The sequence below is a fragment of the Sedimentitalea nanhaiensis DSM 24252 genome (assembly GCF_000473225.1).
Classification (GTDB): Bacteria; Pseudomonadota; Alphaproteobacteria; order Rhodobacterales; family Rhodobacteraceae; genus Sedimentitalea; species Sedimentitalea nanhaiensis.
Map to the genome: position 1 here is coordinate 3,918,351 of NZ_KI421509.1, position 25,822 is coordinate 3,944,172.

The 25,822-nt window shown below is 60.7% G+C and carries 26 protein-coding genes; 19 read left to right on the top strand and 7 right to left on the bottom strand.

Features of this window, described 5'->3' with window-relative positions:
- Positions 1–7 precede the first annotated feature (7 nt).
- The 6 genes from NANH_RS0121420 (at position 8) to pqqE (ending at position 3,946) form a co-directional block, all read left to right on the top strand.
- Positions 8–691, top strand: coding sequence for a response regulator transcription factor (locus NANH_RS0121420; RefSeq protein WP_027263884.1), 684 nt, complete (start codon positions 8–10; stop codon positions 689–691).
- A 107-nt stretch (positions 692–798) separates the two neighbouring features.
- On the top strand, positions 799–894 hold the full coding sequence (gene pqqA, locus NANH_RS0121425) for a pyrroloquinoline quinone precursor peptide PqqA (protein WP_027263885.1): 96 nt from the start codon (positions 799–801) through the stop codon (positions 892–894).
- Positions 895–916: 22 nt separating this feature from the next.
- Positions 917–1,813, top strand: a complete 897-nt coding sequence (gene pqqB, locus NANH_RS0121430) for a pyrroloquinoline quinone biosynthesis protein PqqB (protein ID WP_027263886.1) — start codon at positions 917–919, stop codon at positions 1,811–1,813.
- Positions 1,810–2,559, top strand: coding sequence for a pyrroloquinoline-quinone synthase PqqC (gene pqqC, locus NANH_RS0121435; RefSeq protein WP_027263887.1), 750 nt, complete (start codon positions 1,810–1,812; stop codon positions 2,557–2,559). Before pqqB ends, pqqC begins: the two co-directional genes overlap by 4 nt.
- Complete coding sequence (gene pqqD, locus NANH_RS0121440; RefSeq protein ID WP_027263888.1) at positions 2,559–2,834, top strand: pyrroloquinoline quinone biosynthesis peptide chaperone PqqD; 276 nt, start codon at positions 2,559–2,561, stop codon at positions 2,832–2,834. Before pqqC ends, pqqD begins: the two co-directional genes overlap by 1 nt.
- Positions 2,831–3,946 carry a pyrroloquinoline quinone biosynthesis protein PqqE gene (pqqE, locus tag NANH_RS0121445; RefSeq protein WP_027263889.1) on the top strand — a complete coding sequence of 372 codons (1,116 nt, stop codon included), beginning with the start codon at positions 2,831–2,833 and terminating at the stop codon, positions 3,944–3,946. Before pqqD ends, pqqE begins: the two co-directional genes overlap by 4 nt.
- A gap of 127 nt (positions 3,947–4,073) precedes the next feature.
- Here pqqE and NANH_RS0121450 read toward each other — a convergent pair whose 3' ends face one another.
- From NANH_RS0121450 to NANH_RS0121460, 3 genes are read right to left on the bottom strand one after another with little or no spacing between them, the layout of a single operon-like run.
- Positions 4,074–5,849, bottom strand: a complete 1,776-nt coding sequence (locus NANH_RS0121450) for a sensor histidine kinase (RefSeq protein WP_036050194.1) — start codon at positions 5,847–5,849, stop codon at positions 4,074–4,076.
- Positions 5,846–6,397 carry an RNA polymerase sigma factor gene (locus NANH_RS0121455; RefSeq protein ID WP_027263891.1) on the bottom strand — a complete coding sequence of 184 codons (552 nt, stop codon included), beginning with the start codon at positions 6,395–6,397 and terminating at the stop codon, positions 5,846–5,848. Before NANH_RS0121455 ends, NANH_RS0121450 begins: the two co-directional genes overlap by 4 nt.
- Positions 6,397–6,576 (bottom strand): NepR family anti-sigma factor, encoded by a 180-nt coding sequence (locus NANH_RS0121460; protein WP_027263892.1) that lies wholly within the window; start codon positions 6,574–6,576, stop codon positions 6,397–6,399. The genes NANH_RS0121455 and NANH_RS0121460 overlap by 1 nt, the downstream gene beginning before the upstream one ends.
- 124 nt (positions 6,577–6,700) lie before the next feature.
- Here NANH_RS0121460 and NANH_RS0121465 point away from each other — a divergent pair, with 124 nt between their 5' ends.
- The 11 genes from NANH_RS0121465 (at position 6,701) to NANH_RS0121515 (ending at position 19,971) form a co-directional block, all read left to right on the top strand.
- The gene (locus NANH_RS0121465) at positions 6,701–7,513 is read left to right on the top strand and encodes a response regulator (RefSeq protein ID WP_027263893.1); all 813 of its coding nucleotides are present in this window, start codon (positions 6,701–6,703) and stop codon (positions 7,511–7,513) included.
- A gap of 490 nt (positions 7,514–8,003) precedes the next feature.
- The gene (locus NANH_RS29105; RefSeq protein WP_074920791.1) at positions 8,004–8,396 is read left to right on the top strand and encodes a hypothetical protein; all 393 of its coding nucleotides are present in this window, start codon (positions 8,004–8,006) and stop codon (positions 8,394–8,396) included.
- Between the two features lie 3 nt (positions 8,397–8,399).
- Positions 8,400–9,545, top strand: a complete 1,146-nt coding sequence (locus NANH_RS0121475; RefSeq protein WP_027263894.1) for an HlyD family secretion protein — start codon at positions 8,400–8,402, stop codon at positions 9,543–9,545.
- Positions 9,546–9,563: 18 nt separating this feature from the next.
- Entirely contained in the window at positions 9,564–10,970 is a 1,407-nt protein-coding gene (locus tag NANH_RS26835; protein ID WP_051372538.1) for an efflux transporter outer membrane subunit, read from the top strand.
- Between the two features lie 99 nt (positions 10,971–11,069).
- Positions 11,070–11,222 (top strand): hypothetical protein, encoded by a 153-nt coding sequence (locus NANH_RS28705; protein WP_154665589.1) that lies wholly within the window; start codon positions 11,070–11,072, stop codon positions 11,220–11,222.
- Between the two features lie 218 nt (positions 11,223–11,440).
- Positions 11,441–13,129, top strand: coding sequence for an NAD(P)H-dependent oxidoreductase subunit E (locus NANH_RS0121490; protein ID WP_027263896.1), 1,689 nt, complete (start codon positions 11,441–11,443; stop codon positions 13,127–13,129).
- A 3-nt stretch (positions 13,130–13,132) separates the two neighbouring features.
- Positions 13,133–15,913 carry a formate dehydrogenase subunit alpha gene (fdhF, locus tag NANH_RS0121495; RefSeq protein ID WP_027263897.1) on the top strand — a complete coding sequence of 927 codons (2,781 nt, stop codon included), beginning with the start codon at positions 13,133–13,135 and terminating at the stop codon, positions 15,911–15,913.
- 35 nt (positions 15,914–15,948) lie between these two features.
- On the top strand, positions 15,949–17,625 hold the full coding sequence (locus tag NANH_RS0121500; RefSeq protein ID WP_027261753.1) for a formate--tetrahydrofolate ligase: 1,677 nt from the start codon (positions 15,949–15,951) through the stop codon (positions 17,623–17,625).
- A 185-nt stretch (positions 17,626–17,810) separates the two neighbouring features.
- Positions 17,811–18,122 carry a chorismate mutase gene (locus NANH_RS0121505; protein ID WP_027263471.1) on the top strand — a complete coding sequence of 104 codons (312 nt, stop codon included), beginning with the start codon at positions 17,811–17,813 and terminating at the stop codon, positions 18,120–18,122.
- Positions 18,123–18,175: 53 nt separating this feature from the next.
- Positions 18,176–19,069 (top strand): bifunctional methylenetetrahydrofolate dehydrogenase/methenyltetrahydrofolate cyclohydrolase FolD, encoded by an 894-nt coding sequence (gene folD / locus NANH_RS0121510; protein ID WP_027263898.1) that lies wholly within the window; start codon positions 18,176–18,178, stop codon positions 19,067–19,069.
- Positions 19,066–19,971, top strand: a complete 906-nt coding sequence (locus tag NANH_RS0121515) for a bifunctional 5,10-methylenetetrahydrofolate dehydrogenase/5,10-methenyltetrahydrofolate cyclohydrolase (RefSeq protein ID WP_027263899.1) — start codon at positions 19,066–19,068, stop codon at positions 19,969–19,971. Before folD ends, NANH_RS0121515 begins: the two co-directional genes overlap by 4 nt.
- Here the strand turns inward: NANH_RS0121515 and NANH_RS0121520 are convergent.
- Positions 19,956–20,786 (bottom strand): EamA family transporter, encoded by an 831-nt coding sequence (locus NANH_RS0121520; protein ID WP_175543441.1) that lies wholly within the window; start codon positions 20,784–20,786, stop codon positions 19,956–19,958. The two genes, NANH_RS0121515 and NANH_RS0121520, sit on opposite strands and share 16 nt — an antisense overlap.
- Before the next feature lie 170 nt (positions 20,787–20,956).
- Here NANH_RS0121520 and NANH_RS0121525 point away from each other — a divergent pair, with 170 nt between their 5' ends.
- Entirely contained in the window at positions 20,957–21,385 is a 429-nt protein-coding gene (locus NANH_RS0121525) for a group II truncated hemoglobin (RefSeq protein WP_027263901.1), read from the top strand.
- On the opposite strand, the gene NANH_RS0121530 is transcribed toward NANH_RS0121525, so the two are convergent.
- From NANH_RS0121530 to NANH_RS0121540, 3 genes are all read right to left on the bottom strand, one after another.
- Entirely contained in the window at positions 21,373–22,629 is a 1,257-nt protein-coding gene (locus tag NANH_RS0121530) for a glycerate kinase type-2 family protein (protein WP_027263902.1), read from the bottom strand. The genes NANH_RS0121525 and NANH_RS0121530 overlap by 13 nt on opposite strands.
- Before the next feature lie 3 nt (positions 22,630–22,632).
- The gene (locus tag NANH_RS0121535) at positions 22,633–23,610 is read right to left on the bottom strand and encodes an HpcH/HpaI aldolase/citrate lyase family protein (RefSeq protein ID WP_027263903.1); all 978 of its coding nucleotides are present in this window, start codon (positions 23,608–23,610) and stop codon (positions 22,633–22,635) included.
- 81 nt (positions 23,611–23,691) lie between these two features.
- A complete protein-coding gene (locus NANH_RS0121540; protein WP_027263904.1) occupies positions 23,692–24,375 on the bottom strand; it encodes a response regulator transcription factor in 684 nt (227 codons plus the stop codon).
- Positions 24,376–24,569: 194 nt separating this feature from the next.
- Here NANH_RS0121540 and NANH_RS0121545 point away from each other — a divergent pair, with 194 nt between their 5' ends.
- Complete coding sequence (locus tag NANH_RS0121545) at positions 24,570–25,817, top strand: alanine--glyoxylate aminotransferase family protein (RefSeq protein WP_027263905.1); 1,248 nt, start codon at positions 24,570–24,572, stop codon at positions 25,815–25,817.
- The last annotated feature ends 5 nt before the right edge of the window (positions 25,818–25,822 follow it).

A 25,822-nucleotide genomic window follows, 5' to 3' on the forward strand; every position in this document is an offset into this window, starting at 1 on the left:
TGCGAATATGACAACGCGGCTGTTAATCATCGAAGACGATCCGGAAATCGCATCGGCTCTGATCCGGGGGCTGGCATTGTACGGCTATGACGCCGAAGCGGAAAACCGTGCCGACCGGGGGCTGGCCCGGCTGATGGGCGAGGATTTCTCGGGCGCGGTTGTCGATGTGATGTTGGGAGCGGACAGTGGGATCGAACTGGTGCGCCGGGCCCGCGCCGCCGGGATGAGCGGTCCGATCCTGATGTTGTCCGCCCTGTCGGATGTCGACCATCGCGCTGCCGGGCTTGAGGCAGGGGCAGACGATTATGTCGTCAAACCGTTCCTGTTTGACGAGCTGGTTGCGCGTCTGCGGGTGCAGGAGCGTCGCGCGGATGCGCAACATCCGGAACCCGCACGCCTGTCGCGCGCCAATCGCACTCTGTCGGCATATAGCGGCGAGGTTACATTGACAGAACGGGAGTTCGAGGTTCTGGACCTTTTGGTGCGCCATGCCGGGACCCCCCTGCCACGTGGTGAAATTTTTGACGCGCTATGGATGCGCGGTGGGACGGGGCACGAAAATGTCGTCGACGTCTATGTCGGCTATTTGAGGAAAAAGCTGTCTTCCTTGGATTGTGGCTTTGAAATCAAAACATTACGGAACAAAGGCTTTGTTTTGGATGGACGTCCACCCGAGATATTGACAGATTGAATGCGACCAAAGTCTATGCCGGTCTTATAAAATAAGATTCGCCCGAACCGGTTCTGTCTGTCACTTTGAAGCCATAGAAATGTTCGCAAACCAGGAGGAGATACACCATGGCATGGACGAAACCGGTCATCCGCGAAATCGAATGCGGGATGGAAATCAATATGTATGGCCCGGACTACGACGACGACGGCGTCCTGTTCTGAGACGACGGCGCGCGAGAACATCATGACCTTGCGCGCGCATATCCTTGGGGCGGCTGCCGGAGGCGGCTTGCCCCAGTGGAACTGCGGTTGCGACAATTGCAACCTGGCCCGAGGCGGCAAGATACCTTCACAGACCCAATCCTCACTCGCGGTGACCGCCGAAGGGAACGAATGGGCGATCCTGAATGCATCTCCCGACATTCGGCAGCAACTGGCGCAAACGGCTTGTCTTTTTCCTTCGGGTCCGCGTCAGTTGCCGCTGCGCTCGGTTCTGCTCACGAATGGTGACATTGACCACATCGCCGGCCTTCTGACCTTGCGCGAAATGCAGCCGTTCAGATTGTTCGCGACCGCGGGCATCCACGAGGTTCTGGTACAGAACCCCATATTTGCAGCGCTTGACCCGTCGGTGGTACGTCGCGAAGCCATCGCAATGGACACGCCCTTTGAGCTGGTCAAAGGGCTTACAGCGACGCTTTTTGCGGTGCCGGGCAAGGTGCCGCTGTACATGGAAGGGGACGAGGTCCAGACCGATCTGATCGGAGATCAGACCGTGGGGGTGGAAATGAGCACAGCCTCAGGGCGGGTCTTTTACATCCCTGGCTGTGCGATATTGAACGACGCCCTTCGCGCACGTCTGGAAAGGGCCGATCTGGTGTTTTTCGATGGCACGTTGTGGCGCGATGACGAAATGATCCGCGCCGGATTGGGTCAGAAAACCGGCAAGCGCATGGGACATATGTCCATGGATGGTGCGGATGGCTCGATCGCGGCCTTTGCAGACCTGAACATCGGCCAAAAGGTATATGTCCACATGAACAACACCAACCCTGTCTTACGCCCGGAGTCGACCGAGCGCGCCACCGCGCAGGCGGCTGGTTGGGTCATCGGCCAGGATGGAATGGAGATTACCTTATGACCCAAAGCCGTGCCGATTTCGAAGCCCGCCTGCGTCAGATCGGGGCCGAACGATACCATGATCTGCACCCGTTTCACGACCTGCTGCACGGTGGCGGCTGTAGTCCGGATCAGGTGCGCGCCTGGGTGATTAATCGCTATTATTATCAGCATTCGATTCCGATGAAGGACGCCGCGTTCATGTCTCGGGTCGAAGATCCCGCTTTGCGCCGTCAATGGCGGTCTCGGATCGAAGATCACGATGGCACTGATCGCAACGAAGGGGGTATTCGCCGCTGGTTGCGCCTGGCAGAAGCGGTCGGGCTGGACCCGGACTATGTCGCATCCTGTCAGGGTGTACTGGCCGGGACAAAATTCGCCGTGGATGCCTATGTGCGTTATGTGCGTGAAAAGACCCTGCTTGAGGCGGTCGCTGCCTCGCTGACGGAACTGTTTGCCCCCAAAATTCACGCCAGTCGCATCGAGGGGTTGCTGCAGAATTATGATTTTGCCGATGACTCATCGCTGTCCTATTTTCGCAACCGCCTGAAAGAGGCCCCCAAGGACGTTGCATTTGGTTTGGCCTGGGTTCTGGATCAGGCCGACACGCAGGAAAAGCAGGATGCCGCCGCCGCAGCGCTGATCTTTAAGACCGATGTATTGTGGTCGCAGCTGGACGCCCTGTGGGGAGCCTATGTAGAGCCGGGTCGCATTCCGCCCGGTGCGTGGTGTCCGGGTCAAGGCCTGGCTTTGCAGAGGGCATCGTGATGAAAGACAGGGATATCCCGGTTCTGCCGCGCGGTGTTCGCGTGCATTTTGACCGAGTACGCGAGAAATGGGTGCTGTTGGCACCAGAACGCGCAGTGACGCTGGACGATGTCGGCCATGCCATTCTCAACGAGGTGGACGGCACCCGAAGTTTTGGCGAGATCACCCGGATGCTGGCGGCCAAATACGACGCACCGGCGGACCAGATCGCCAAGGATAGCGCCGGTTTTCTGGGCGCATTACGCGACCGCAGATTCCTGGACGTGACGCCATGAGTACCGTCGCCCCTCCAATCGCAATGCTGGCTGAGCTGACGCATCGCTGCCCGCTGTCTTGCCCGTATTGTTCAAATCCTGTGGAACTGGCGCGGCAAAACTCCGAGCTTGACACGGCAACCTGGAGCGACGTTTTCCGGCAGGCTGCGGATCTGGGCGTGCTGCAATTGCACCTGTCCGGCGGCGAGCCCGCCTCGCGCCGCGATCTTGTCGATCTGGTGCGCGCCGCGCGCGAGGCCGGGCTGTATACCAACCTGATCACTTCGGGGATCGGGCTGACCGAAAAGCGGCTGCGCGAATTGGACGCCGTCGGGTTGGATCACGTACAGCTGTCGCTGCAGGGCACCGACGCAACGATGGCGGATGAAATCGGCGGGTATCGCGGCGGTTTCGCGCGCAAGATGCAAGTTGCCGAATGGATCAAAGAGATCGGCTTTCCGCTGACGCTGAATGCGGTGCTGCACCGGCGCAACCTGCATCAGCTTCCGCGTGCGCTGGAAATGGCCGAGGAGATGGGTGCCCGGCGGATCGAGGTTGCAACTGTTCAGTTTCATGGTTGGGCCTTGAAGAATCGCGATGCGCTGATGCCAACGCGTGAACAGGCAAAGAAGGCGACCCAGATCGTCGCCGAAGCCCGTGCGCGGCTGAAAGGGCGGCTGGTTATCGACTACGTCCCGGCGGATTATCACGAGGATTTTCCCAAACGCTGTATGGGAGGCTGGGGAACGACCGGGCTGAACGTGGTGCCGGACGGTACGGTTCTGCCTTGTCATGCCGCCCAGACCATTCCGCATCTGCGGTTCGACCGGGTTCAGGACCGGTCGCTGGCAGAGATCTGGCAGACCAACATGGCATTCGACGCCTATCGCGGCACAGAATGGATGGCCGACCCTTGCCGCAGCTGTGATCGCAAGACGGTGGATTTTGGCGGTTGCCGGTGCCAGGCGATGGCGATTGTCGGCGATGCCGGCGCGACCGATCCGGTTTGCGTAAAGTCTCCACATCATGGCGCATTACAGACCCAGGCAGATCAGCACGCCGCACAAGCCGACGCGCACCTGACCTATCGCAAAATGCCAGCTAAAATCGCTGCGGAACCGGTCGAGATGTGAACAGTCGGTTTAACCGGCACCGAAGAGTCCGGGATCCCGGCGCTGGTGATGAAGGTGGAGCTTCAAGAAGACTTTGCTTCAGTTTCCATGGGTAAGCGGCTTCATTCAATCTGCCGGGCACGACAGCTTACATCGCCCCAAGGTCTTCAATTGCAGCGTGTTCCGTTTCGTCGTCGTCATCCTGGGGCTGGATCAATGTAAACGTCAAATGCAGTTGGTATGTGTTGCGTTCTTCGCGGTATTCAAGCGTGCCTTCAAGTTGGGTGGCGAATGTTTCGATCAGGCTGATGCCCAGGCCGCGCTCGCCACTCTGGCTATCCCGCCGGTCGGAGGGCGCACAAGAGTTCACGACGCTGAGACAGACCCGCCCCTGACCCAAATCCGACAGGGCAATGTCGATCCAGCACTGCTGATCTTCGGCCGCGCCACAATATTTCACCGCATTGGTCATCGCTTCAGTCATAATCAGAGACAAAGGCATGCACTGCTGAGGGGCAATCTGCATTGGGTCGAAATGAGTCGATACCTTGGCCGGAACGCCATGGCCGTCGGTGGTACCAATTACCACCAGGTTGCCGACGATGTCAGACAGCAATTCATCGGCCCGGATCATCGACAGCTTGTGCGACAAATACAGACGCCGGTGAATTGAGGCCAGCGCCATCACCCGGTCCTGCAGGCTTCGGATCATGCGTTTTGCCTCGTCGCTCTGTGCATTGCGAACCTGCATGTTCATGATGCTCGAGATCACCTGAAGGTTGTTCTTGACGCGGTGGTGAACCTCGCGCAGCAGCATCGTCTTTTCTTCGAGATCTTCTGCACGCTGGCGTTCCTGCTCGGCAATGCGCGTGGTCATCGCGCGAAATGTGCGGGCGACGGATTCCAGCTCTTCTGGTGCATCTTCTAGCCGGGCGTTCTCAAAACCGACCCTGCTGTCCGAATAGAGGCGCATCCAGTATCGCAGACGATTGATATGTCGGATCACCATCCGGTGCAGTCCGACCACGGCCACAACGACGCTGATAATCCAGATCATCGCCGGAAAAAACAGCCCCAGCGAGCGCCAGGAAAACACTTGGGCGGGCCCTTCGACCGGGGGCCAACTCCCCAGAACGTAGACCTTGTCATTCGCAATAGGCACGATCGCAAAATCGCGGACCTCACCCAGATGGTTTTGGCTTCTGAACGCGTATCCGTCAGGCATGGACAATTCGGCCAGCACCCGGTCAGATGGCAGGACATCGCGCCGGTTTTCGGAAAAATCTTCGGTTGCCAGAATCTTCCCGTCGCGGTCGAACAGAACCAGATCTACCCTGTCGTCCGGAGCCACCAGCAATTCGTTCGCGGCCGCGAACGGAATGGCAACCCAAATGAATCCCTGGGCCTCCGGCGCGGTGACAGGAACGGTCAAGCTGAGGACAATATGGCCGTTGTCGGCGATGTTGGGCCCGGAGGATAAAGACCAGCCTGCTGTCACGACCAGTTCTTCAAATGCCTCTGCATCGGTCAGCATATCGCGCGCGCCATTCGATGCGCATTTCAGAACCCCCTGCTGATCGACATAGGCCGCAAAGGAAATCTCGTGGCTTATCCCAGTTAAACGCGCAAACGGAATGTCACATTCAGGGCTGTCCAGGTCCAGGGCCGGCACGGTTCCCGCCAACGCCTCGGCTACGCCCAGACTGCGCTCGATCAGGGCGCGTTCACGTTCCGCCGCACGATGGGTGCGGTCCAGCAGGCCGGTCTTGGACAGCTCGCGGCTTTCCTCTAGCATCTGCCAGCTCTGATAGGTCGAAACCAGGCCCAAAGGCAAAATGGCCAACGACAAGACGATGATCAGCCGCACGGTCAGGCGCGACACACTCAGAGTCGCCACCCGGCGTGCGGGTTTGTACGCGGTCATACGGCCTTGGTGCCGGTTAACACTGCGACGGTCGCGATATCGGTCAGTTCCAGCGTGTCGTCTTCGTCCAATTGCATCAGTTCGGCCAAACGCTTGCGCGCGCGATTGACACGGCTCTTGATTGTTCCGGCCGCACAACCGCACATCTTGGCAGCATCCTGATAGGAAAACCCTTCGACACCGACCAGAACCAGTGCTTCGCGCTGTTCATCGGTCAGCTGAGCGAATGCGGCGCGGAAATCCCTGATCGCCAGACGTCCGTCATGGTGCGGCTTTTCCGAAAGGTTTCCAGCCACTGCGCCGGTCGGATCCTCGACTTCGCGGCTGCGTTTGCGGCACATTGAATAATAGGTGTTGCGCAGGATCGTGAACAGCCACGCACGCAGATTGGTGCCGGGCTCGAACTTGTCGATATTGGTCCAAGCCTTGACAATTGAATCCTGTACAAGGTCATCGGCCGTCGCCGAATTTCGCGACAGGCTGAGCGCAAAAGCGCGCATGGCTGGCAGATGCTCCACCAACTCTTCTCGGGGGTCCGGACACTGCATCACTGTTCGCCTTCGCCCTCCGCCTTGGCTCCATTCTCCGACGTCTCTTGATCGCGCAACTGTTGCAGCAGGCGCGTGAAGCGCTCGGGAACGGGTTCCTGCGCGGTTTCGCTGTATAAGCGTTTCAGATTCTCTATTACTTGTTCGTCCATGTGCGACATTCTGGATTTCTTTGCCATTGCGATCGTTCTTGAGCCGTGATGATATAGTCTTGTGCCGTCGTATTTTTTGTACTCTTCATGCAACCTAACACCGGAATGCAGCGTTTAGTTCCCGACAAGCGAAATTTTTTCAGAGGGCATCATGACAGACACGACCAGCGCGGACCTTGCGACAGCTATTGGCGGCGAACTGCCGTACCTGCGCCGCTATGCGCGCGCATTGACCGGCAAGCAGGAGACCGGTGATCGCTATGCGGCGGCCACCCTCGAAGCGATCCTGGCGGACCGGAACGTAATGCACCCGGACCTGGCACCCAAGGTCGCCCTGTTCAGGGCTTTTCACCTCATCTGGAATTCGTCCGGGGCACCAGTGGATACGCCCGAAGATGAAACGCCCGAAGGCCGTGCACAACAAAGGTTGGCCGGGCTGACCAGAAACTCACGCGAGGCGCTCCTGCTGCACAGCATCGAAGGGTTTACGGCCGATCAGATCGGGCAGATCATGGATCTCCCGCAGTCCGAAGCGTCGCATCTGGTAGGTATAGCACGTAGGGAAATGGCCACCGGCCTGCGCGGCGATGTGATGATTATCGAGGACGAAGCCGTTATCGCGATGGACCTGTCCGAGATCGTCAAAGGCATGGGGCATCAGGTCACCGGCATCGCCCGCACCCGCGATGATGCCGAAAACCTTGCGGCACGGCATTTGCCGGACCTGATTCTGGCCGATATCCAACTGGCGGACAATTCATCGGGGATAGATGCCGTCAACGCCATCCTGCAAAAGCATGGCGATCGCCCGATCATTTTCATAACGGCTTTTCCCGAGCGCCTGTTGACCGGCGAGCGCCCGGAACCGGCATTCCTGATCGCCAAGCCATATACAGAAGAACAGGTGCGCTCGGCGGTCAGTCAGGCCATGTTCTTTGCCAGCACGGAAATGTTGGACAGCTGATTTTCACATAAGCCGGATATGTTTGTTCAAATGGGCCGGAACGGGGTGACTCGTTTTGGCCCATTTATTGTGGCCGGCCTCTGCCTCAGTCGACCGAAGCTGCTCTTCGAATGCAGCCCGATCGGACAAGCCCCACTTCAATCGGCGAAACGGAACCGAGAAAACATTCAAGCGCGTGAGCGGCGGGAGCAGTGTCGCCATCAGCGATGGCGGGTGCCCAATGATCTTGCGACGAACACGCGCGCTTGTTGCCGCAGTAGTGTTATGGCAGCAAATCAATCGGCCAAAATCCGATTTGTCTTGGCACTTTTGTCAATATTCTCGGTTTTATGGCAAGCACTTGTTGAAAGTTATCCAATACTGGACAAAATTGCATCGCGTGCAGAAAATCGTGGAAAACAAGATACAAATCCCAGACAGTTTTGACTACACACGAAGATGTTACACCCTGCCTGTTCGATAGTTTCTGAACCCGAAGCAGAGGAAAGTTATGGAAAACGCCGAAAGCGGATGGTCCGCAATCCAGAACTACTACTATTTTTGGGATTTCGTGGCGCTTGCCTGTGGAATGATTTGCGTGTTTGGCGGATTGGCTGCGATCGCCTGGCTGCTCGGGTTGCCGGGGCGTATCGCCATCGCGCGCAACCATCCCGAAGCCGAAGCGGTCTATACCATGGGCTGGACCGGTTTTTTAGCGGTCGTGCCATGGATACAGGCCTTTACCTGGGCGTTTAAACCGACAGATGTGATCGATATCCGCAGATTTCCCGATGAAGAGCGCGAGGCAATCAAGGAAGATCTGGCGCGGTTGAAAAAATACGCCTACGGCAAGGTGGATGAACCGGAGCCCGGACAACCGATCCCTAAAGAGCCAGAGATCTGATCCATGCTGGGTGTTGTCGCAATCACGCTGGCCTATCTGACCTTCATCTGGATCGTATTCGTCAGATTCAAGTGGATGCGCTTTACCCCGACCTGGGGTTTGATATCGGCCTTCTTCCTGCTCCACCTGCTCATCGTGCCGTTGGTCGGGACCAGGATGCAGTCGCCGTATTCCACGGATGTTCGGGTCGTGCGCCATACCATCCAACTGGTGCCACGATTACCCGAGCCGACCATGGTCACAGAGGTGCGGGTAAAAGAGAATATGCCGGTCAAGAAAGGAGATATTCTCTTTGTCTTCGACCAGAGCATATACAAATCGCAGGTAAGGGCTGCCCAGGCGGCGGTTGTCGCGGCCAAACAGAATGCCAAAATTCTTGAGGCCGACATTGCCGTTGCCAAGGACTCGGTCGCACGCGCGCAATCCGAACTCGACTTTGCCAAGGTCCAGCAGGAACGGTTCACAACTCTGGCCTCGCAGCGCGCGGGCTCGCAGGAATCGGCGGATGAATGGACATCGCGGGTCAATTCGTCTGAGGCATCCCTCGCCGAGGCTCAGGAATCGCAAAAACGCGCCGAGCTTGCCTATGCGTCCCAGATCGACGGGGTGAACACGGCGGTGATCCAGGCCGAAGCCGAACTGGCCCAAGCGCAATACTATCTGGATCAGACCCAGATGAAGGCCCCCAATGATGGGGTGATTGTCAACCTCCAGGTGCAGGAAGGCATGGTATCAGGGATCTTGCGCGTGGGGGCGATCGCCACCCTCATTCTTGACCAGGACCCGTATCTGATTGCCGCCTACCGTCAGGAAAACCTGATGAACGTTCGCCCCGGTCAACCCGTCGTCGTGGCGATCAACACCTATCCCGGCAAGCATTTCACCGGCAAGGTCGACGAAATCTGGTATGCGAGCCGCCGAGGTCAATACACACCATCGGGCAATCTGCCACTGTTTCCTGACATTCCGTTGCATACCGAGGCCCGATTGCCCGTCAAGATCACACTTGACGACCCGTCAATTCAGCTTGGCATTGGTGTCGGAGGCGCCACGTTGATCCTGACCAGCGACAATCCGTTTACCTGGCTGGGCCAAATCTCGCTGCGGACATATACATGGGCCCGCTGGGTCTATCCGCTGCCAATCTAGCAGAATTTGGGGGGCACCATGATAAAAGCAGCAAACAGGGTGCCTTTTGGGGTCATAGGGGCCGCCGTTGCGGTGCTGGCGCTCGCCGCTTGCGAGCTGCAGCCGATACCGACGGACGACGCGCTGCTTAAGGACGCACTGCCGGCGGGCACTGCGGTTCCGGCGACATGGTCCACAGCGGGTGTGCCAACATCGGCGGTCAAAGGCAGCTGGGTCGCCAGCTTTCGCGATCCAGACATGACCAGCCTGGTGAACGAAGGCCTGGAAAACAATCGCGATCTGGTTGCCGCTGCGGCACGGGTCGAGGCGGCGCTGCAAACCGTTGTCATTTCCGGTGCCCCCATTCTGCCGCAGGTCGGGCTGGAACTGGGCAGTCAACGCTCGGAGCTGACGGAAAGTGACCGCACGAGCACGCTTCAGGGCGGTGCCATCGCGGCATCTTGGGAGTTGGACGTCTGGGGCAAGCTGCGCGCCAATCAGGCTGCCAGTGCTGCGCTGGCCAAAGCCATCTCCGATGACGCCCGCTATCTGCAGCAGTCGATTGCCGCTACCGTCGCACGCAGCTGGATTGCCAATATCGAACTGGCACGGCTGATCGCTGTCAGTCGGCAAGCCACGACCGTCTATTCCGATCTGCTGGATCTAACCGACAAGAAGGCCGCGGCAGGTCAGGTGTCGGAATTCGACGTTGTGCAGGCCCGTTCGCGCGTCGCTGCCGCAAAGGCCGCGACCAGCCAGATCCGAACATCGCAGAACCAGGCCATCGGCAGCTTCGAGGTGCTGCTGGGGCGCTACCCGGGTTTGAAACTGAAACCCGCCTCCCGTTTTCCCCGGATGCCGGGCAGCTTGCCAGCCTCCGGCCTGCCTCTTTCGCTGCTTGATCGTCGCCCGGATGTGACGGCTGCCCGAAACAAGGTCATAGCCGCATTCTACAAATCGGAAACGGCAAAGCTTGCCCGCCTGCCGGGCATCTCCCTGAACGCGGCAGCAGGCACTCTGCTGGACCCGGAACTGGCGCTCTTGGGGGCGAATCCGGAATTTCTGCGCGTCGGGGTCAACTTGTTGCAACCCATCTTCGCCGGGGGTGCCCTGCAAGCCGATGTGGTCAGGATGTCTGCCAAGCAATCGGTGGCGGTCGCCGAATACGGCCAGACCGTCCTCAAGGCATTCAATGAAGTCGAAACCGCATTGGCGAACGAAAACGTGTTGCGTGCCGAGCTGGCCAACTGGCGAGACTCTCTAAAGGATGCCAACGAAGCGCTCGAATTTGCCAACGACCGCTATGTTCAGGGTACAATCGACATGACTGGCCTGCTGGTGTTGCAGCAATTCCAGCTTGAACGGCAAGTAAATGTCATCGAGACCGAGGCCGCCCTGCTTAACAACCGGATCCTCCTTTATATGGCTTTGGGTGAAAGCTTCTGAAAGGCGTGTCACGGCACCACCGCCAGACCCGGTCCGCTTTCTTTTGCGTCCGTTTTACTGTCACTATTTGTTCCTGGTCTGAGGCCCGAGGCCGGGCAGGTGACGGATCGCACCGACGGCGAGAAACGGAAGTTTATGATTCGGGTTCAAGCTGAAATTCTCTGGCTAGCCGATGTTCTGATCCGCCAGCGCATCGGTGTCTTAGGTGTCATTGATGCACAGCTCGCCTTCATATTTGTCAAATCTGTTTGAAATCGGCGCTCCGAATGTCTCGCAACTGGTGATAATCGTCTGATTTCCATGGCACATCGTATGACCAGGTGATCTTGCCGGATTTTGGCGACACCCTCACCAGGTTTCGGTCTGCCCCGTGTTTCGCGCCGCCGTAGCCCCGGAAAACAGCCGCAATCAGGTATTGACCCATAGGAAAATAAATTAAACAATGGGAATAGTTTTGGAGATCGGACCCGATGGCATTGGATACCGCAAAAGGCATATGGAAGAGTGGTCGCGGGCGTGGTCGTGTTTTTCCGAAGGGTCGTCAGTACGAGGACGATGCGCTTGAGGCGGTTCGGGATTTGTTGGGGGATTTGCCCCGGCGGCGGGATTTGCTGATTGAGCATCTGCATCTGATTCAGGACCGGTATGGCCATCTGAGCGCGGGGCATCTTCGGGCGCTGGCCGAGGAGATGCGGCTGAGCCAGGCCGAGATCTATGAGGTGGCGACGTTTTACGCGCATTTCGATGTGGTCAAGGAAGGCGAGGCGCCGCCTCCGGCGCTGACGATCCGGGTTTGCGACAGCCTGTCGTGCGAGCTGGCCGGGGCGCAGCAGCTGCGCGCGGCGTTGCAGGACGGGCTGGATCCGGCGCAGGTGCGGGTGTTGCGCGCGCCCTGCATGGGGCGTTGCGACACGGCGCCGGTGCTGGAGATCGGCCACAACCACATCGATTGTGCCACGCCGGACAAGGTCGCGGCGGCGATCGCGGCAGACGATACCCATGCCCATGTGCCTGATTACGAGGACCTGGCGGCTTATCGCGCGGGCGGCGGCTATGAGCAGTTGCAAACCCTGCGCGCGGGCAGCGAGACGCCGGATGCGGTGCAGGAGCGGGTGCTGTCCTCGGGGTTGCGGGGCCTGGGCGGAGCCGGGTTTCCGTCGGGCAAGAAATGGTCCTTTGTGCGCGCCGAGGCCGGGCCGCGTTACCTGGCGGTCAACGGGGACGAGGGCGAGCCGGGCACCTTCAAGGACCGCTATTACCTGGAACGCACTCCGCATCTGTTCCTTGAGGGCATGCTGATCGCGGCCTGGGCGGTGCAGGCGGAAACATGCTTTATCTACATGCGCGACGAATATCCCGCCGTGCTGGCGATCCTGGCCCAGGAGATCGCCGCGCTGGAAGCCGCCGGGCTGGTGCCGGCAGGGTATATCGACCTGCGCCGCGGTGCCGGGGCTTATATCTGCGGCGAAGAAAGCGCGATGATCGAAAGCATCGAGGGCAAGCGCGGCATGCCGCGCCATCGCCCGCCGTTTGTGGCGCAGGTGGGGATCTTCGGTCGGCCGACGCTGGTGCATAACGTGGAAACGCTGCATTGGGTGGCGCGGATCTGCCGCGAGGGCCCCGATGTTCTGGGCGGCACCGAGAAGAACGGGCGCAAGGGTCTGCGGTCGTTTTCGGTTTCTGGCCGGGTGCGCAATCCGGGGGTGCACCTGCTGCCGGCGGGGTCGACCATCATCGACATCATCGCGGCGGCGGGTGGTATGGCCGAGGGTCATGTGTTCAAGGCCTATCAGCCGGGCGGGCCGTCGGCGGGGCTGCTGCCGGCCAGCATGGATGACATCCCGATGGATTTCGACACGCTGCAACCGCATGGCAGCTTTATCGGCTCGGCCGCGATCGTGATCCTGTCCGACCGGGATCGGGCGCGGGACGCGGCGCTGAACATGTTGCGGTTCTTTGAGGACGAGAGCTGTGGCCAATGCACCCCCTGCCGGGCGGGCTGCGAAAAGGCGGTCAAGCTGATGCAGGCCGACACCTGGGACAAACCGTTGCTGGACGAGCTTTGCGCGGTGATGGTCGATGCCAGCATCTGCGGGCTGGGGCAGGCGGCGCCCAATCCGATCCTGCTGACGATGAAACATTTTGCCGACGAGGTCTGAGCCATGAGCGAGACAGTCACCTTTACCCTGGATGGCGCAGAGGTCACCGCCGAGGCGGGCCTGACGATCTGGGAAGTCGCCAACGGGCGCGGTCTCACGATCCCGCACCTGTGCCACAAACCGGCCCCCGGCTATCGCCCGGACGGCAATTGCCGCGCCTGCATGGTCGAGATCGAAGGCGAGCGGGTGCTGGCCGCCAGCTGTATCCGCGAACCGGCCCCCGGCATGGTGGTCAAGACCGCCACGGCGCGGGCCAAAAACGCCCGCAAGATGGTGATGGAACTGCTGGTGGCGGATCAGCCGGAACCGGCGGTGGCGCATGACAAATCCAGCCATCTGTGGGACATGGCGGCGCTGAACGGGGTGCAGACCAGCCGCTTTCCCAAGCTGGAAGAGGGGCGGATTCCGCTGTTGGATGACAGCCACGTGGCGATGTCGGTCAACCTGGATGCCTGCATCCAGTGCGGGCTGTGCGTGCGCGCCTGCCGCGAAGTTCAGGTCAATGACGTGATCGGCATGTCGGGCCGGGGTCACGATGCCTGGCCGACGTTTGATTTTGCCGACCCGATGGGGCAAAGCACCTGTGTGGCCTGCGGCGAATGCGTTCAGGCCTGCCCGACCGGCGCGTTGATGCCCGCCAGCGTGGTCGATGCGGACCAGGTCGGCGACAGCGCCGATTACGACGAGGCGGTCAACAGCGTCTGCCCGTTCTGCGGCGTCGGCTGTCAGGTCAGCCTCAAGGTCAAGGACGGCCGGATCAAATATGTCGAAGGCATCAACGGCCCCGCCAACGAAGGCCGGCTCTGCGTCAAGGGCCGGTTCGGCTATGATTACATCCACCACCCGCACCGGCTGACCAGGCCGATGATCCGGCGTGCGGATGCGCCGCCCAAGGGTCTGAACGTGGATCCGGGCGACCTGTCGACCCATTTCCGCGAGGCGAGCTGGGAAGAGGCGCTGGATTTTGCCGCCGGTGGCATGACCCGGCTGGCCCAGGCCCATGGCGGGCGGGCGGTGGCCGGGTTCGGCAGCGCCAAATGCACCAACGAAGAGGCCTATCTGTTCCAGCGCCTGATCCGCGAGGGGTTCGGGCATAACAATGTCGATCACTGCACCCGGCTGTGCCACGCCAGCTCGGTGTTTGCGCTGATCGAGAATGTCGGTTCGGGCGGGGTGACGGCGACTTTCAACGAGATCGAAAATGCCGATGTGGCGATCGTGATCGGGGCCAACCCGGTCGAGAACCATCCGGTTGCGGCGACCTATTTCAAACAGTTCACCAAGCGCGGCGGCAAGCTGATCGTGATGGATCCGCGCGGGGTGGGCCTGCGCCGGTTTGCATCGCACATGCTGCAATTCCGCCCCGGCGCGGATGTGGCGATGCTGAACGCGATCATGAACGTGATCGTCACCGAAGGGCTGTATGACCAGCAATATATCGACGCCTATACCGAGAACTGGGAAGCGGAAAAGGCGCATCTGGCCGATTTTACCCCCGAGGCGATGGCACCGGTCTGTGGCATCGACGCGCAGGTGCTGCGCGACGTGGCCCGTACCTTTGCCGGGGCAAAATCGGCGATGATCTTCTGGGGCATGGGGGTGTCGCAGCATATCCATGGCACCGACAATTCCCGCTGTCTGATCAGCCTGGCGCTGATGTGTGGCCATATCGGCCGCCCCGGCACCGGATTGCATCCGCTGCGCGGCCAGAACAACGTGCAGGGGGCGAGCGATGCCGGCCTGATCCCGATGTTTCTGCCCGACTACCAGAGTGTCACCGACGACGGGGTCCGCCGCGCGTTTACCGATGTCTGGGGCAGCGGCGACTTCAGCAATGAAAAGGGGCTGACCGTCACCGAGATCGTCGACGACATCCATGCCGGGCACACTAAAGCGATGTATATCCTGGGCGAGAACCCGGCGATGTCGGACCCGGATGTGGACCACGCCCGCGAGGCGTTCGCCAAGCTCGAGCATCTGGTGGTGCAGGATATCTTTCTGACCGAGACGGCGAATTACGCCGACGTGCTGCTGCCGGCCTCGACGCTGTATGAAAAGACCGGCACCGTGTCCAACACCAACCGGCAGGTGCAGATGGTACGCCCCGCCGTCAGTCCACCGGGACAGGCGCGCGAGGATTGGTGGATCGAGGTCGAACTGGCCAGGCGCCTGGGGCTGAACTGGACCTTCACCCACCCCGGCGAGATCTATACCGAAATGGCGCAAAACATGCGCAGCCTGGACAACATCACCTGGCAGCGGCTGGAAACCCAGGCCGTGACCTATCCCAGCCTCAGCCCCGAAGACCCGGGTCAGGCGGTGGTGTTCGGCGACGGTTTCCCGCGCCCCGAGGGCCGCGCCCGGTTCACCCCGGCCAAGGTGATCGCACCTGACGAGGCCCCGGACGACGACTATCCGATGATCATGACCACGGGGCGGCAGCTGGAACATTGGCACACCGGCTCGATGACCCGGCGCGCCAGCGTGCTGGACGCGGTCGAACCCGAAGCCAACGCCTCGCTGCACCCGGCCACCCTGCGCAGGCTCGGCGTCGCGCCCGGCGACATGATCACCCTGCAAACCCGCCGCGGCAGCATCGACATCATGGCCCGCGCAGACCGCGCGATCGCCACCGACATGGTCTTCGTCCCCTTCGCCTATGTCGAAGCCGCCGCCAACACCCTCACAAACCCCGCAATCGACCCGTACGGCAAAATCCCAGAATTCAAATTCGCCGCGTGCAACGTCAGAAAATCGGAAAATGCAACCGTCGCTGCTCAGTGACAAATGGCCAAAGCCAATAGCAAAGGAATCCAGCAATGCCCTTTAAGAGCGACATAGAGATAGCGCGAGGCGCGGTTAAGTTACCGATCGTGGAGATTGGTGGCAAGGTGGGGATCGGGAGTGACGATCTTTTGCCGTACGGGCATGACAAGGCGAAGGTGAGCCAGGGTTTTATCGACAGCGTTCAGGGGAATGCGAGCGGCAAGCTGATCCTGGTGACGGCGATCAACCCGACGCCTGCGGGCGAGGGCAAGACGACGACGACGGTTGGTCTGGGGGACGGTCTGAACCGGATCGGCAAGAAGGCGATGATCTGCATCCGCGAGGCGTCCCTGGGTCCGAACTTCGGCATGAAGGGCGGGGCCGCGGGTGGCGGTCAGGCGCAGGTTGTGCCGATGGAGGACATGAACCTGCATTTCACCGGCGATTTTCACGCCATCACCAGCGCGCACAGCCTGCTGAGCGCGATGATCGACAACCACATCTACTGGGGCAACGAGCTGGGCATCGACACCCGCCGGGTGGTGTGGCGCCGGGTGGTGGACATGAACGACCGGGCGCTGCGCCAGATCACGGCGTCTCTGGGCGGGGTGTCCAACGGCTTTCCGCGCGAGGCGGGGTTCGACATCACCGTGGCGTCCGAGGTGATGGCGATCCTGTGCCTGGCCAACGACCTTGGGGATCTGGAAAAGCGGCTGGGGGACATCATCGTGGCGTATCGGCGCGACAAGACGCCGGTCTATGCGCGTGACATCAAGGCCGACGGGGCGATGACGGTGCTGCTCAAGGACGCGATGCAGCCCAATCTGGTGCAGACGCTGGAGAACAACCCGGCGTTTGTGCATGGCGGCCCCTTCGCCAATATCGCCCATGGCTGCAACTCGGTGATCGCGACCAAGACGGCGCTGAAGATTTCCGATTATGTGGTCACCGAGGCGGGTTTCGGCGCCGATCTGGGAGCCGAGAAGTTCATGAACATCAAGTGCCGCAAGGCCGGGATCGCGCCGTCGGCGGTGGTCGTGGTGGCGACGGTGCGGGCGATGAAGATGAACGGCGGCGTGGCCAAGGCGGATCTGGGGGCGGAAAATGTCGCGGCGGTGCGCGCCGGCTGCGCCAATCTGGGACGGCATATCGAAAATGTTAAGTCCTTTGGCGTACCGGTGGTGGTGGCGATCAACCATTTTGTCACCGACACCGATGCCGAGGTGGCGGCGGTGAAGGATTACGTGACCAGCCACGGCTCGCAGGCGGTGCTGAGCCGGCACTGGGAACTGGGCGGCGAAGGGGCCGAGGATCTGGCCCGCAAGGTGGTCGAGATCGTCGATGCCGGTCAGGCGAATTTCTCGCCGATCTACCCGGACGAGATGGGACTTTTCGACAAGATCGAAACCATCGCCAAGCGGATCTACCGCGCCGATGAGGTGCTGGCGGATGCCAAGATCCGCACCCAGCTGCGCGACTGGGAGGCGGCGGGCTATGGCCACCTGCCGGTGTGCATGGCCAAAACGCAATACAGCTTTACCACCGACCCGAACCGGCGCGGGGCACCCACCGGGCATTCGGTGCCGGTGCGCGAAGTGCGCCTGAGCGCGGGGGCGGGGTTTGTGGTGGTGGTCTGCGGCGAGATCATGACCATGCCCGGCCTGCCCAGAACCCCCAGCGCCGAAAACATCCGCCTCAACTCCGACGGCCAGATCGAAGGCCTGTTTTAGGGAGCGCCGGTCAAAACGGGGTGGGGTATAGGGGGTCTTGCCTGCAAGACCTGCGGACCCCACACCGCGAAAATGGCGCACAAAGGGGTGGGTCCGCGCAACGGTGTCTCCGGGATCTGCTGGCACGCCCCGCGCCATGCGGATACAAGCGGCCCGGACAGACAACCGGACCGCAGGAGCCAGAGATGAACCAGCCGGACGCCCAATCCCCCGCCGACTGTGCCGATATGGGGTCGGTGCGGGCGCAGATCGACCGGCTGGACGCAGACCTGGTGCAACTGCTGGCGCAGCGTGCGGGCTATATCGACCGGGCAGCCGAGCTGAAGGCGGCCAATGGCTGGCCGGCGCGGATCCCGGAGCGGGTCGAGCAGGTGATCGCGAACGCGCGCGCCGCGGCCGGGCAGGCGGGATTGGATCCGGCGCTGGCCGAGGCGCTGTGGCAGGTGCTGGTAGAGTGGTCGATCGTCCGTGAGGCGCGGACCATCCCCGAGAATTGACAGATCCCGGGCGCGGTAACCCGCCCTGCGGCAAAGCGAAAGAGGAACAGGACATGACAGCGACGATCATCGACGGCAAGGCCTTTGCGGCCAAGGTGCGGGGCCAGGTGGCCGAGCAGGTGGCGCGGTTGAAGGCGGATCACGGTCTCATCCCGGGGCTGGCGGTGGTGCTGGTGGGCGCGGACCCGGCCAGCGAGGTCTATGTGCGCTCAAAGGGCAAGATGACAGTCGAGGTCGGGATGAACAGCTTTGAGCACAAGCTTGCGGCCGACACCTCCGAGGCAGATCTTCTGGCGTTGATCGATAAGTTGAACAATGACCCGCAAGTCAATGGTATCCTTGTTCAATTGCCTTTGCCGGATCATCTGAACGAAGACCTGGTGATCAATTCCATCGCGCCCCAAAAGGATGTGGACGGGTTCCACATCAGCAATGTGGGGCTGTTGGGAACGGGGCAGAAATCGATGGTGCCCTGCACGCCGCTGGGCTGCCTGATGATGTTGCGCGCGCACCATGGATCCCTGTCGGGCCTGGACGCGGTGGTGATCGGGCGTTCCAATATCGTGGGCAAACCGATGGCGCAGCTGCTGCTGGGCGACAGCTGTACGGTGACCGTCGCGCACAGCCGCACCAGGGATCTGCCCGCCGTGGTGCGCCGCGCCGACATCGTGGTCGCCGCCGTGGGGCGCGCACAGATGGTTCCCGGCGACTGGATCAAACCTGGCGCCACGGTGATCGACGTGGGCATCAACCGGATCGAAAAGGACGGGGGCGGCACCCGGCTGGTCGGCGACGTCGACTATGACAGCTGCGCCGCCGTGGCCGGCGCCATCACCCCCGTCCCCGGCGGCGTAGGCCCCATGACCATCGCCTGCCTCCTCGCCAACACCCTCACCGCAACCTGCAGAGACAACAATATCCCAGAAACAACTGGCCTGACGGTATGAGGGATACGGCGGTGGATCATCGCATGATCATGGGTGCCCCGGTCAAGGCCCGGATCCTGGCTGAAGTGAAAGATTACGTGGCTGCCGCCGAACGTACTGCCCCAGTGGGGCGGCTGGTCTCGATCAGCATCGGTGATACCCCCGAAGTCGCAGTCTATGTACGCAATCAGGCCCGCGGGGCCAATGCGGCGGGCATCCGGTTCGATCAGCAACTTTGGAACGCGGAAATCTCGCAGGAAGACTGCAAGGCCCGTATATCGGAGATGAACAACGACCCGGATATCCTTGGAATCATTATGCAACGCCCGGTTCCGGATCATATCGGCATTCGTTCGTTGCAATCGGCGATCCATCCGTTGAAGGATGTTGAAGGGATGAATCCGGCGTCGATCGGCAACATCGTCTATTCGGATGTGGCGCTGGCCCCCTGTACCGCAGCGGCTTCGGTCGAGTTGATAAAACAGACCGGGCTGGACCTGAAGGGGCTGGAAGTGGTGATGATCGGCCATTCGGAAATCGTCGGAAAACCTGCCGCTTTCCTGTTGATGGCCGAAGGTGCGACGGTCACTGTCTGTCATCACATGACGCGGTCCTTGGCGATGCATTCGCGCCGGGCCGACGTTGTCGTCGTCGCCGTGGGAAAGCCGCATTTGATCGGGCCAGAGATGATCAAGCCGGGGGCCGTGGTCATTGACATTGGTATCAACCAGATCACAGACGCCAACGGGCAAACCCGCATTGTGGGAGACGTGGACACCGATGCGGTGTTAGAGGTCGCCGGTTGGATCACACCGGTGCCAGGCGGTGTCGGGCCCGTGACTGTCGCGATCCTGATGCGCAACGCCGCCACGGCGCACAAACGCCAGCTCGCCGCCGGGTGGATTGATCAAAATCCAAGGTAACCAATGCCGACAAACACCATCACTGCCGCTCCCCATTTCCCGCGAGTCATCGGCTCGTGCAGAAAGACCCGGGCCAACAGGATCGTGATCAGACCAAAAAGCGACGCGGCAACAGCGGCATACTCGGATCGGTCGAGCGATCCCGCAGCGGTCACCAGACCCAGCGCGGTGGTGTCAAGAACACCCATCAACACCAAAGGTGGGAAGAGGGCTGCCGCCGGTCGTTGCCCGCCGCGCGTGGCGAGCAGCAACAGGGCCATCGCGGCAACCGCTGCCGCGCGTGTGCACAGGATCACCGGAAAGTCGGCTCCCAACCGCGACGCTGCCTGCCCAAAGGCAAAGGTGGTTGCAAACCCCAGAGCGGCCAGAAGCGCCAGGGTGATAGCATGAGCGCGCTCACCGCGGTTCCGGGTATCGTTCGACAGAATGGCCACCAGGGCCACACCGGCCACGATTGCGAGCACGGCCACAAATTCAGGCACCGTCACCGGAATTCCGTTGACCGAAGCCCATCCAACCGACAGGACCGGAAAGGCGCCAACGATCGGTGCCACCAGACGCACCGGACCAATGGCGAATGCACCGTACAGCCCCAGGCTGGCCAGACCAAAGCAGGCCCCGGTCGCAATGCTGAGGCCATAGGAACGCGGTGTTATCGCCGACCAATCGCCATAGGCCGCCGCGACCGGCGCGACCACCAACGCACCGCTGGCCAACACGACCAGAAGTGCGGTCAGCAAGTGGCTGCGCTGACTGACATGACGCACCAGAAGGTCATGAATGCCCCAGGCCAGGGCTGCAATAAGACCGAACATCAGAGACATCGCAACACGTCGTCCATGATGGATTTTCCCCAGGAAAAACGCGCGCGTGACGGTATGCCGGCGCGAAAAAATCGCGGACAAGCAAAGACCCACTGGGATTGATCTGAAACAACGACCGGCACCGGGCCGGGTCCGAAGATACTGGAAAGGAGACGCCAGGTATGAGCGAACGCATGATCGACCACATCGGGGGCGAAACTGGTTTGCGCGCGTTGGTCGAGGATTTCTATGATTTTATCGAAACCCTGCCCGAGGGCGAAACCCTGCGCAAATTGCACCTTCGGGGTCACGGCCTTGACCATGTACGTGTTGAACAGTTCAATTTCATGTCCGGGTTTCTGGGCGGGCGGCGGTATTATGAGGAAAAACACGGCCACATGAACCTGCGGCTGATGCATGCCCATATTCCGATTTCTCAACAGGATGCCGAAGATTGGCTGACCTGCATGGATCACGCGTTGGCAAAGAATGGGCTGGGCGGGCCTGAGATTGACAAGATGCGGGCGATCCTGCGCCGGATTTGTATGATGCTGGTCAACGATCTGGCGGCCTGGGGCCTGCCAGCCGACATTTCCGTTCATACCGATTGAGGTCGAACGAGCATCACCTGAACATCGGCCACATTGGTGCCCGTTGCACCGGTGATCACCAGATCGTCAACAGCATTCAGCGCCGCATAGCTGTCGTTGTTTTCCAACAGCGCCTTGGCGTCCACCCCCGCCGCGACCATCCGATCCATCGTGCCGGCATCCACCAACCCGCCTGCCGCGTCTGTTGGCCCGTCACGCCCATCGGTTCCTCCGCTGAGAAATACCCAGTCGCTGTCCAGCCGATCCGGGCCTGCCAGGGCAATCCGCAAAGCAAGCTCCTGATTGCGCCCGCCACGCCCGGTACCCCGGATCCGCACGGTGGTCTCACCACCAAAAATCAGGGCGGTCGCCTCGGTCACTTGACGCGCGGCCTCAAGGATTGTCCCCGCGGCGTCCGCCACGTCTCCGGTCAGGCTGCGCGACACGATCCGGGGGGTGAAACCGCGCACGCCATCGTGCATGGCGTCCAGCGATATGCCGTTGCTGCCAACAAGATGGTTCTGGGCTTCGGGCAGGGGGGTGTCGTCCTGCTGTTGCTGCAAATGGGCCTGCACCGGTTGTGGCAAGCGTTCGAAAATACCCGCGTCTTTCAACAAGCCCAGAGCCTCAGCCCGGCTGCCCAGCGGCGAAACGGTCGGCCCGCTGGCGATGGCGCGCAGATCGTCGCCAATGACATCCGACAGGATCAACGCAGTGACCGGGGCAGGGGCCGCATGGCGCAGGAAACCACCGCCCTTGAGCCGTGACAGATGTTGGCGGACAAGGTTCATCTGATTGATATCCAAACCACTTTCCAGCAACACGCGGCTGGTGATCTGCTTGTCCTGCAGGCTGAGTCCCGGTGCAGGGGCCGGGACCAGTGCCGATCCCCCCCCTGAAATCAGTGCCAGAACCCGGTCGTCTGGACCGGCCTGTGACAAAAGTTCGATGATCCGCTCTGCCGCGGCCTGTCCGGCACGATCCGGCACAGGATGTCCCGCAGTCATGATTTCGGCACCCTCGATGGCCTGGACATTCTCGTGGTGGGTCACGCCCAGGGCCGAAACCGGCCCCGATAAATGTTGCAGCGCCTCCGTCAGCATTGCCGGCGCAGCCTTACCAATGGCAATGGCAATCCATCGTCCATCCGCGTGCGGAAACGGATGGGTCATCAGATGGCGACGTACCGCCAGCGACGGGTCGGCGGCTGAAATGGCCCGGTCGAACATTGACCGGGCCAGGCTGCGCATTTCTGCAATACTCATGCCTTAGCCATTGGCGATTTGCCTGGCCTTGTCCACCAATACTTCGGCCTGCCGGATCGATGCATAGTCGATCAGCCGTCCGTCCAAAGATACCGCGCCCTTGCCGGCGGCCTCGGCCTCGGCCATCGCTTCGAGAATCCTGCGCGCACGGGTGACTTCCTCGTCCGAGGGGCTCATGACTTCGTTGGCCAGCGCGATTTGGCTGGGATGGATCGCCCATTTGCCTTCGCAGCCGATCACGGCAGCGCGGTAGGCTGCGGCCCGATAGCCCTCGGGATCGCTGAAATCGCCGAACGGACCGTCGATCGGGCGCAAGCCGTTGGCCCGCGCTGCAACCACCATGCGCGATATCGCATAGTGCCACATGTCGCCCCAATGCACGGCGCGATTGCCGGCGCTGTCGGGGTCGGTCAGCACTGCGTAGTTCTCGTTCACGCCGCCGATAACCGTTGTGCGCGCGCGGGTACTGGCGGCATAGTCCGCAACCCCGAAATGCAGGCTCTCGTTCCGCTTGGAGGCGGCAGCGATCTCATGCACATTTTGCATACCCAAGGCCGTCTCGATGATGTGCTCGAATCCGATACGTTTCTTATAGCCTTTCGCATCCTCGATCTGGGTCACCATCATGTCTACAGCATAGACATCCGCTGCGGTGCCAACCTTGGGAATCATGATCAGATCCAGACGCTCTCCGGCCTGTTCCACGATGTCCACAACGTCCCGGTACATGTAATGAGTGTCCAGCCCGTTGATTCGAATCGACATCGATTTGGTGCCCCAATCGATCTCGTTCAGGGCTTTCACGATGTTCTTGCGCGCCTGTTCCTTTTCGTCTGGGGCGACCGCGTCCTCGAGATCCAGAAAGATCACATCGACGTCAGACTCTGCAGCCTTTTCAAACATTTGCGGCTGGCTTCCAGGCACGGCCAGTTCACTGCGATTCAGTCTGGCCGGGGCCTGTTCGATGGGGAAAAAACTCATGGGACTACGCTCCTTTGATGGGGTCCGGTCGATGACGCCAATGCAAGGGACAAAAATTTATTCCTGTCAAGAAATTCTTTTTCACTTTGGTCCAGGCCCTCCAGAAGGCCCAGCATCATTCCGGCGCGCGCGTTCCTCGGGCAGACGGCTGGAATAGTAGAATGCGATGGCCTGAGCGCGGTTTCGAACCGAGAGTTTTTCATAGAGGTTCGAGAGGTGAAATTTCACCGTGTTGGTCGAGATCCCGAGCTCTTTGGACAGCTCGATATTGGTCAGCCCCTTGGACAGGGCTTCCAGCATCACCCGCTCGCGCCGGGACAGAGAATGGATTGGATCTTTTTGCAATTCGCGCACGTCCAGAAACGGAAAAACCATCTTGCCAGCCGCGACTTCGGCGCAGGTGTCGAGCAGGCTTTGCACCGGCCCGCTGCGAGGTACAAAACCGGCAGCGCCGGCGCCCATTGCGGAGCGGGGCACGTCGCTGCCCTGGTCGGCATAGACCACGACACGCGGCGGGTTTTCCTGTTCGCGCAACACCTCGATCAGCCGGGCGCCCCCCAGAATCGGCAGGTTCCAGTCGATCACACCGATCTGCACCGGTGCCCGCACGACCGTGCCCAGAAAGCCTTCGGCGGTGCCGGTTGTTGCCACCAGAGAGAATCGGGGATCGCGTTCGAAAAATTCGGACATAGCCGACAGAACCAGCGGATTGCTGTCCGCCAGCATAACCGAGATTTTCGGCGTGGATTTGCTAACATGTTGCATTATCGCCCTTTATTTTAATTTACTACCCGTAAGTGTAGGGTGTTTTTTGGAATGCAATGGCATACTTACCCATATGGGTAGTAAATTTCCTATCCAATTAGATACCCAAAAGCAGGAGTAACTTACGTTGCAGAAATAGTCGAGAAGAAGTTTCCTGAGGATAGACAGTTGTTGACCCGGAGGAAAATCAGCAAATGACGAACTCAACGATCTTCCCGCAGCTTGAAATTCCCGAGACAATCGCGGCAGGCCCTGGGCCTGGCAACACCGACCCAAGGGTTCTGCAGCGCTTTGCCAGCGCCGGGGTTGCCGACCATATGCAGCCGGACGTTCTGCGCGGGATGGTCGAGTGCAAGTACATGCTGCGCGACATCATGGGAACCAGCAACGTCCACACCTTCGGCGTTGCCGGCACTGGCTGGAGCGGTCTGGACGTGATGTTCAGCGCGGTCATGCCTGGCGACAAGGTGGTGATGTTCGTCAACGGAACGTTTTCGGGTATCGACGGTCTGACCGTCCGGATGAAGGCCGCGACTGCCGAGGAACTGGCCGCCGACCCGCTTGACCCCAAAGCCGCCTCGGTCATCATCGTCGATGTGCCGCATGGCGAATCCGTTAGCGGCGAGATCGTCGAGGCGGCGCTGGCGGTACACAAACCGAAATGGGCCGCGATGGCGCATTGGGAAACCGGGTCCGGTCGGGTCAACGATATCCGCGGCTTTTCCGATGCGTGCCAGAGACATGATGTCATGGGCCTTGTGGATGCGGTGTCGTCGCTGGGTGTCGAAGACTTCAGGATCGACGACTTCCCCGGCGTTCAAGGCTGGGCATCCTGTCCGCAAAAGGGCATCTGTTGCCTGCCACTGACCTATGCGCCGGTTTCCTTTACCGACCGATATATCGAAACCCTGCGTCAGACAGGCTGCCGTACCTTTGTGCACAATCCGATTCTGGAAGCACGCCATTGGGGCATCGTCGATGGTCAGGACGTGGACAAAGGTACTTATCACCGCACGCATTCGGCATATGCCGTGGCCGCATTCCACGAAGCTTTGCGGATCACCCTGCAACACACCGTTGCCCAGCGGGCCAAGGATTATGCCTTTCACGAGGCGGCGCTGCGCGACGCGGTCACCGCGATGGGCTGTAAGGTCACATCCAACATGACGTCGCTTGTGGTGCTGAACCTGCCCGACAGCCTGGCGGGCCGCGAGATGGAACTGGTTCAGAATTGCCGTTCGGCCGGCTTTGGCATCTGGCCGACCCTGTCGGCGCCGGTGCAGGTCCGGATCGGCATTCTGAACCTGCTGACCCCTGCCGCGATCAGCGACATCGTGACCCGGTTTGCCACCGCCATGAATGAATTGGGGGCCGAGATCGACCTGGGGGACATCTGCGACCGGCTGGATCGGCATTACAAAACAGCGCTCGCGGCCGAATAAGCCGC

Coding starts and splice junctions, on each gene's coding strand:
- NANH_RS0121525 (WP_027263901.1), top strand. CDS start 20,957: ATGAGCGAACGCATGATCGACCACATCGGGGGCGAAACTGGTTTGCGC.
- fdhF (WP_027263897.1), top strand. CDS start 13,133: ATGAGCGAGACAGTCACCTTTACCCTGGATGGCGCAGAGGTCACCGCC.
- pqqD (WP_027263888.1), top strand. CDS start 2,559: ATGAAAGACAGGGATATCCCGGTTCTGCCGCGCGGTGTTCGCGTGCAT.
- NANH_RS0121500 (WP_027261753.1), top strand. CDS start 15,949: ATGCCCTTTAAGAGCGACATAGAGATAGCGCGAGGCGCGGTTAAGTTA.
- pqqA (WP_027263885.1), top strand. CDS start 799: ATGGCATGGACGAAACCGGTCATCCGCGAAATCGAATGCGGGATGGAA.
- NANH_RS0121455 (WP_027263891.1), bottom strand. CDS start 6,397: ATGCAGTGTCCGGACCCCCGAGAAGAGTTGGTGGAGCATCTGCCAGCC.
- NANH_RS0121450 (WP_036050194.1), bottom strand. CDS start 5,849: ATGACCGCGTACAAACCCGCACGCCGGGTGGCGACTCTGAGTGTGTCG.
- NANH_RS0121545 (WP_027263905.1), top strand. CDS start 24,570: ATGACGAACTCAACGATCTTCCCGCAGCTTGAAATTCCCGAGACAATC.
- pqqC (WP_027263887.1), top strand. CDS start 1,810: ATGACCCAAAGCCGTGCCGATTTCGAAGCCCGCCTGCGTCAGATCGGG.
- NANH_RS0121460 (WP_027263892.1), bottom strand. CDS start 6,576: ATGGCAAAGAAATCCAGAATGTCGCACATGGACGAACAAGTAATAGAG.
- NANH_RS0121515 (WP_027263899.1), top strand. CDS start 19,066: ATGAGGGATACGGCGGTGGATCATCGCATGATCATGGGTGCCCCGGTC.
- pqqB (WP_027263886.1), top strand. CDS start 917: ATGACCTTGCGCGCGCATATCCTTGGGGCGGCTGCCGGAGGCGGCTTG.
- NANH_RS0121465 (WP_027263893.1), top strand. CDS start 6,701: ATGACAGACACGACCAGCGCGGACCTTGCGACAGCTATTGGCGGCGAA.
- NANH_RS0121530 (WP_027263902.1), bottom strand. CDS start 22,629: ATGAGTATTGCAGAAATGCGCAGCCTGGCCCGGTCAATGTTCGACCGG.
- NANH_RS29105 (WP_074920791.1), top strand. CDS start 8,004: ATGGAAAACGCCGAAAGCGGATGGTCCGCAATCCAGAACTACTACTAT.
- NANH_RS0121505 (WP_027263471.1), top strand. CDS start 17,811: ATGAACCAGCCGGACGCCCAATCCCCCGCCGACTGTGCCGATATGGGG.
- NANH_RS0121475 (WP_027263894.1), top strand. CDS start 8,400: ATGCTGGGTGTTGTCGCAATCACGCTGGCCTATCTGACCTTCATCTGG.
- NANH_RS0121490 (WP_027263896.1), top strand. CDS start 11,441: ATGGCATTGGATACCGCAAAAGGCATATGGAAGAGTGGTCGCGGGCGT.
- folD (WP_027263898.1), top strand. CDS start 18,176: ATGACAGCGACGATCATCGACGGCAAGGCCTTTGCGGCCAAGGTGCGG.
- NANH_RS0121540 (WP_027263904.1), bottom strand. CDS start 24,375: ATGCAACATGTTAGCAAATCCACGCCGAAAATCTCGGTTATGCTGGCG.
- NANH_RS0121520 (WP_175543441.1), bottom strand. CDS start 20,786: ATGTTCGGTCTTATTGCAGCCCTGGCCTGGGGCATTCATGACCTTCTG.
- NANH_RS0121535 (WP_027263903.1), bottom strand. CDS start 23,610: ATGAGTTTTTTCCCCATCGAACAGGCCCCGGCCAGACTGAATCGCAGT.
- NANH_RS26835 (WP_051372538.1), top strand. CDS start 9,564: ATGATAAAAGCAGCAAACAGGGTGCCTTTTGGGGTCATAGGGGCCGCC.
- NANH_RS0121420 (WP_027263884.1), top strand. CDS start 8: ATGACAACGCGGCTGTTAATCATCGAAGACGATCCGGAAATCGCATCG.
- pqqE (WP_027263889.1), top strand. CDS start 2,831: ATGAGTACCGTCGCCCCTCCAATCGCAATGCTGGCTGAGCTGACGCAT.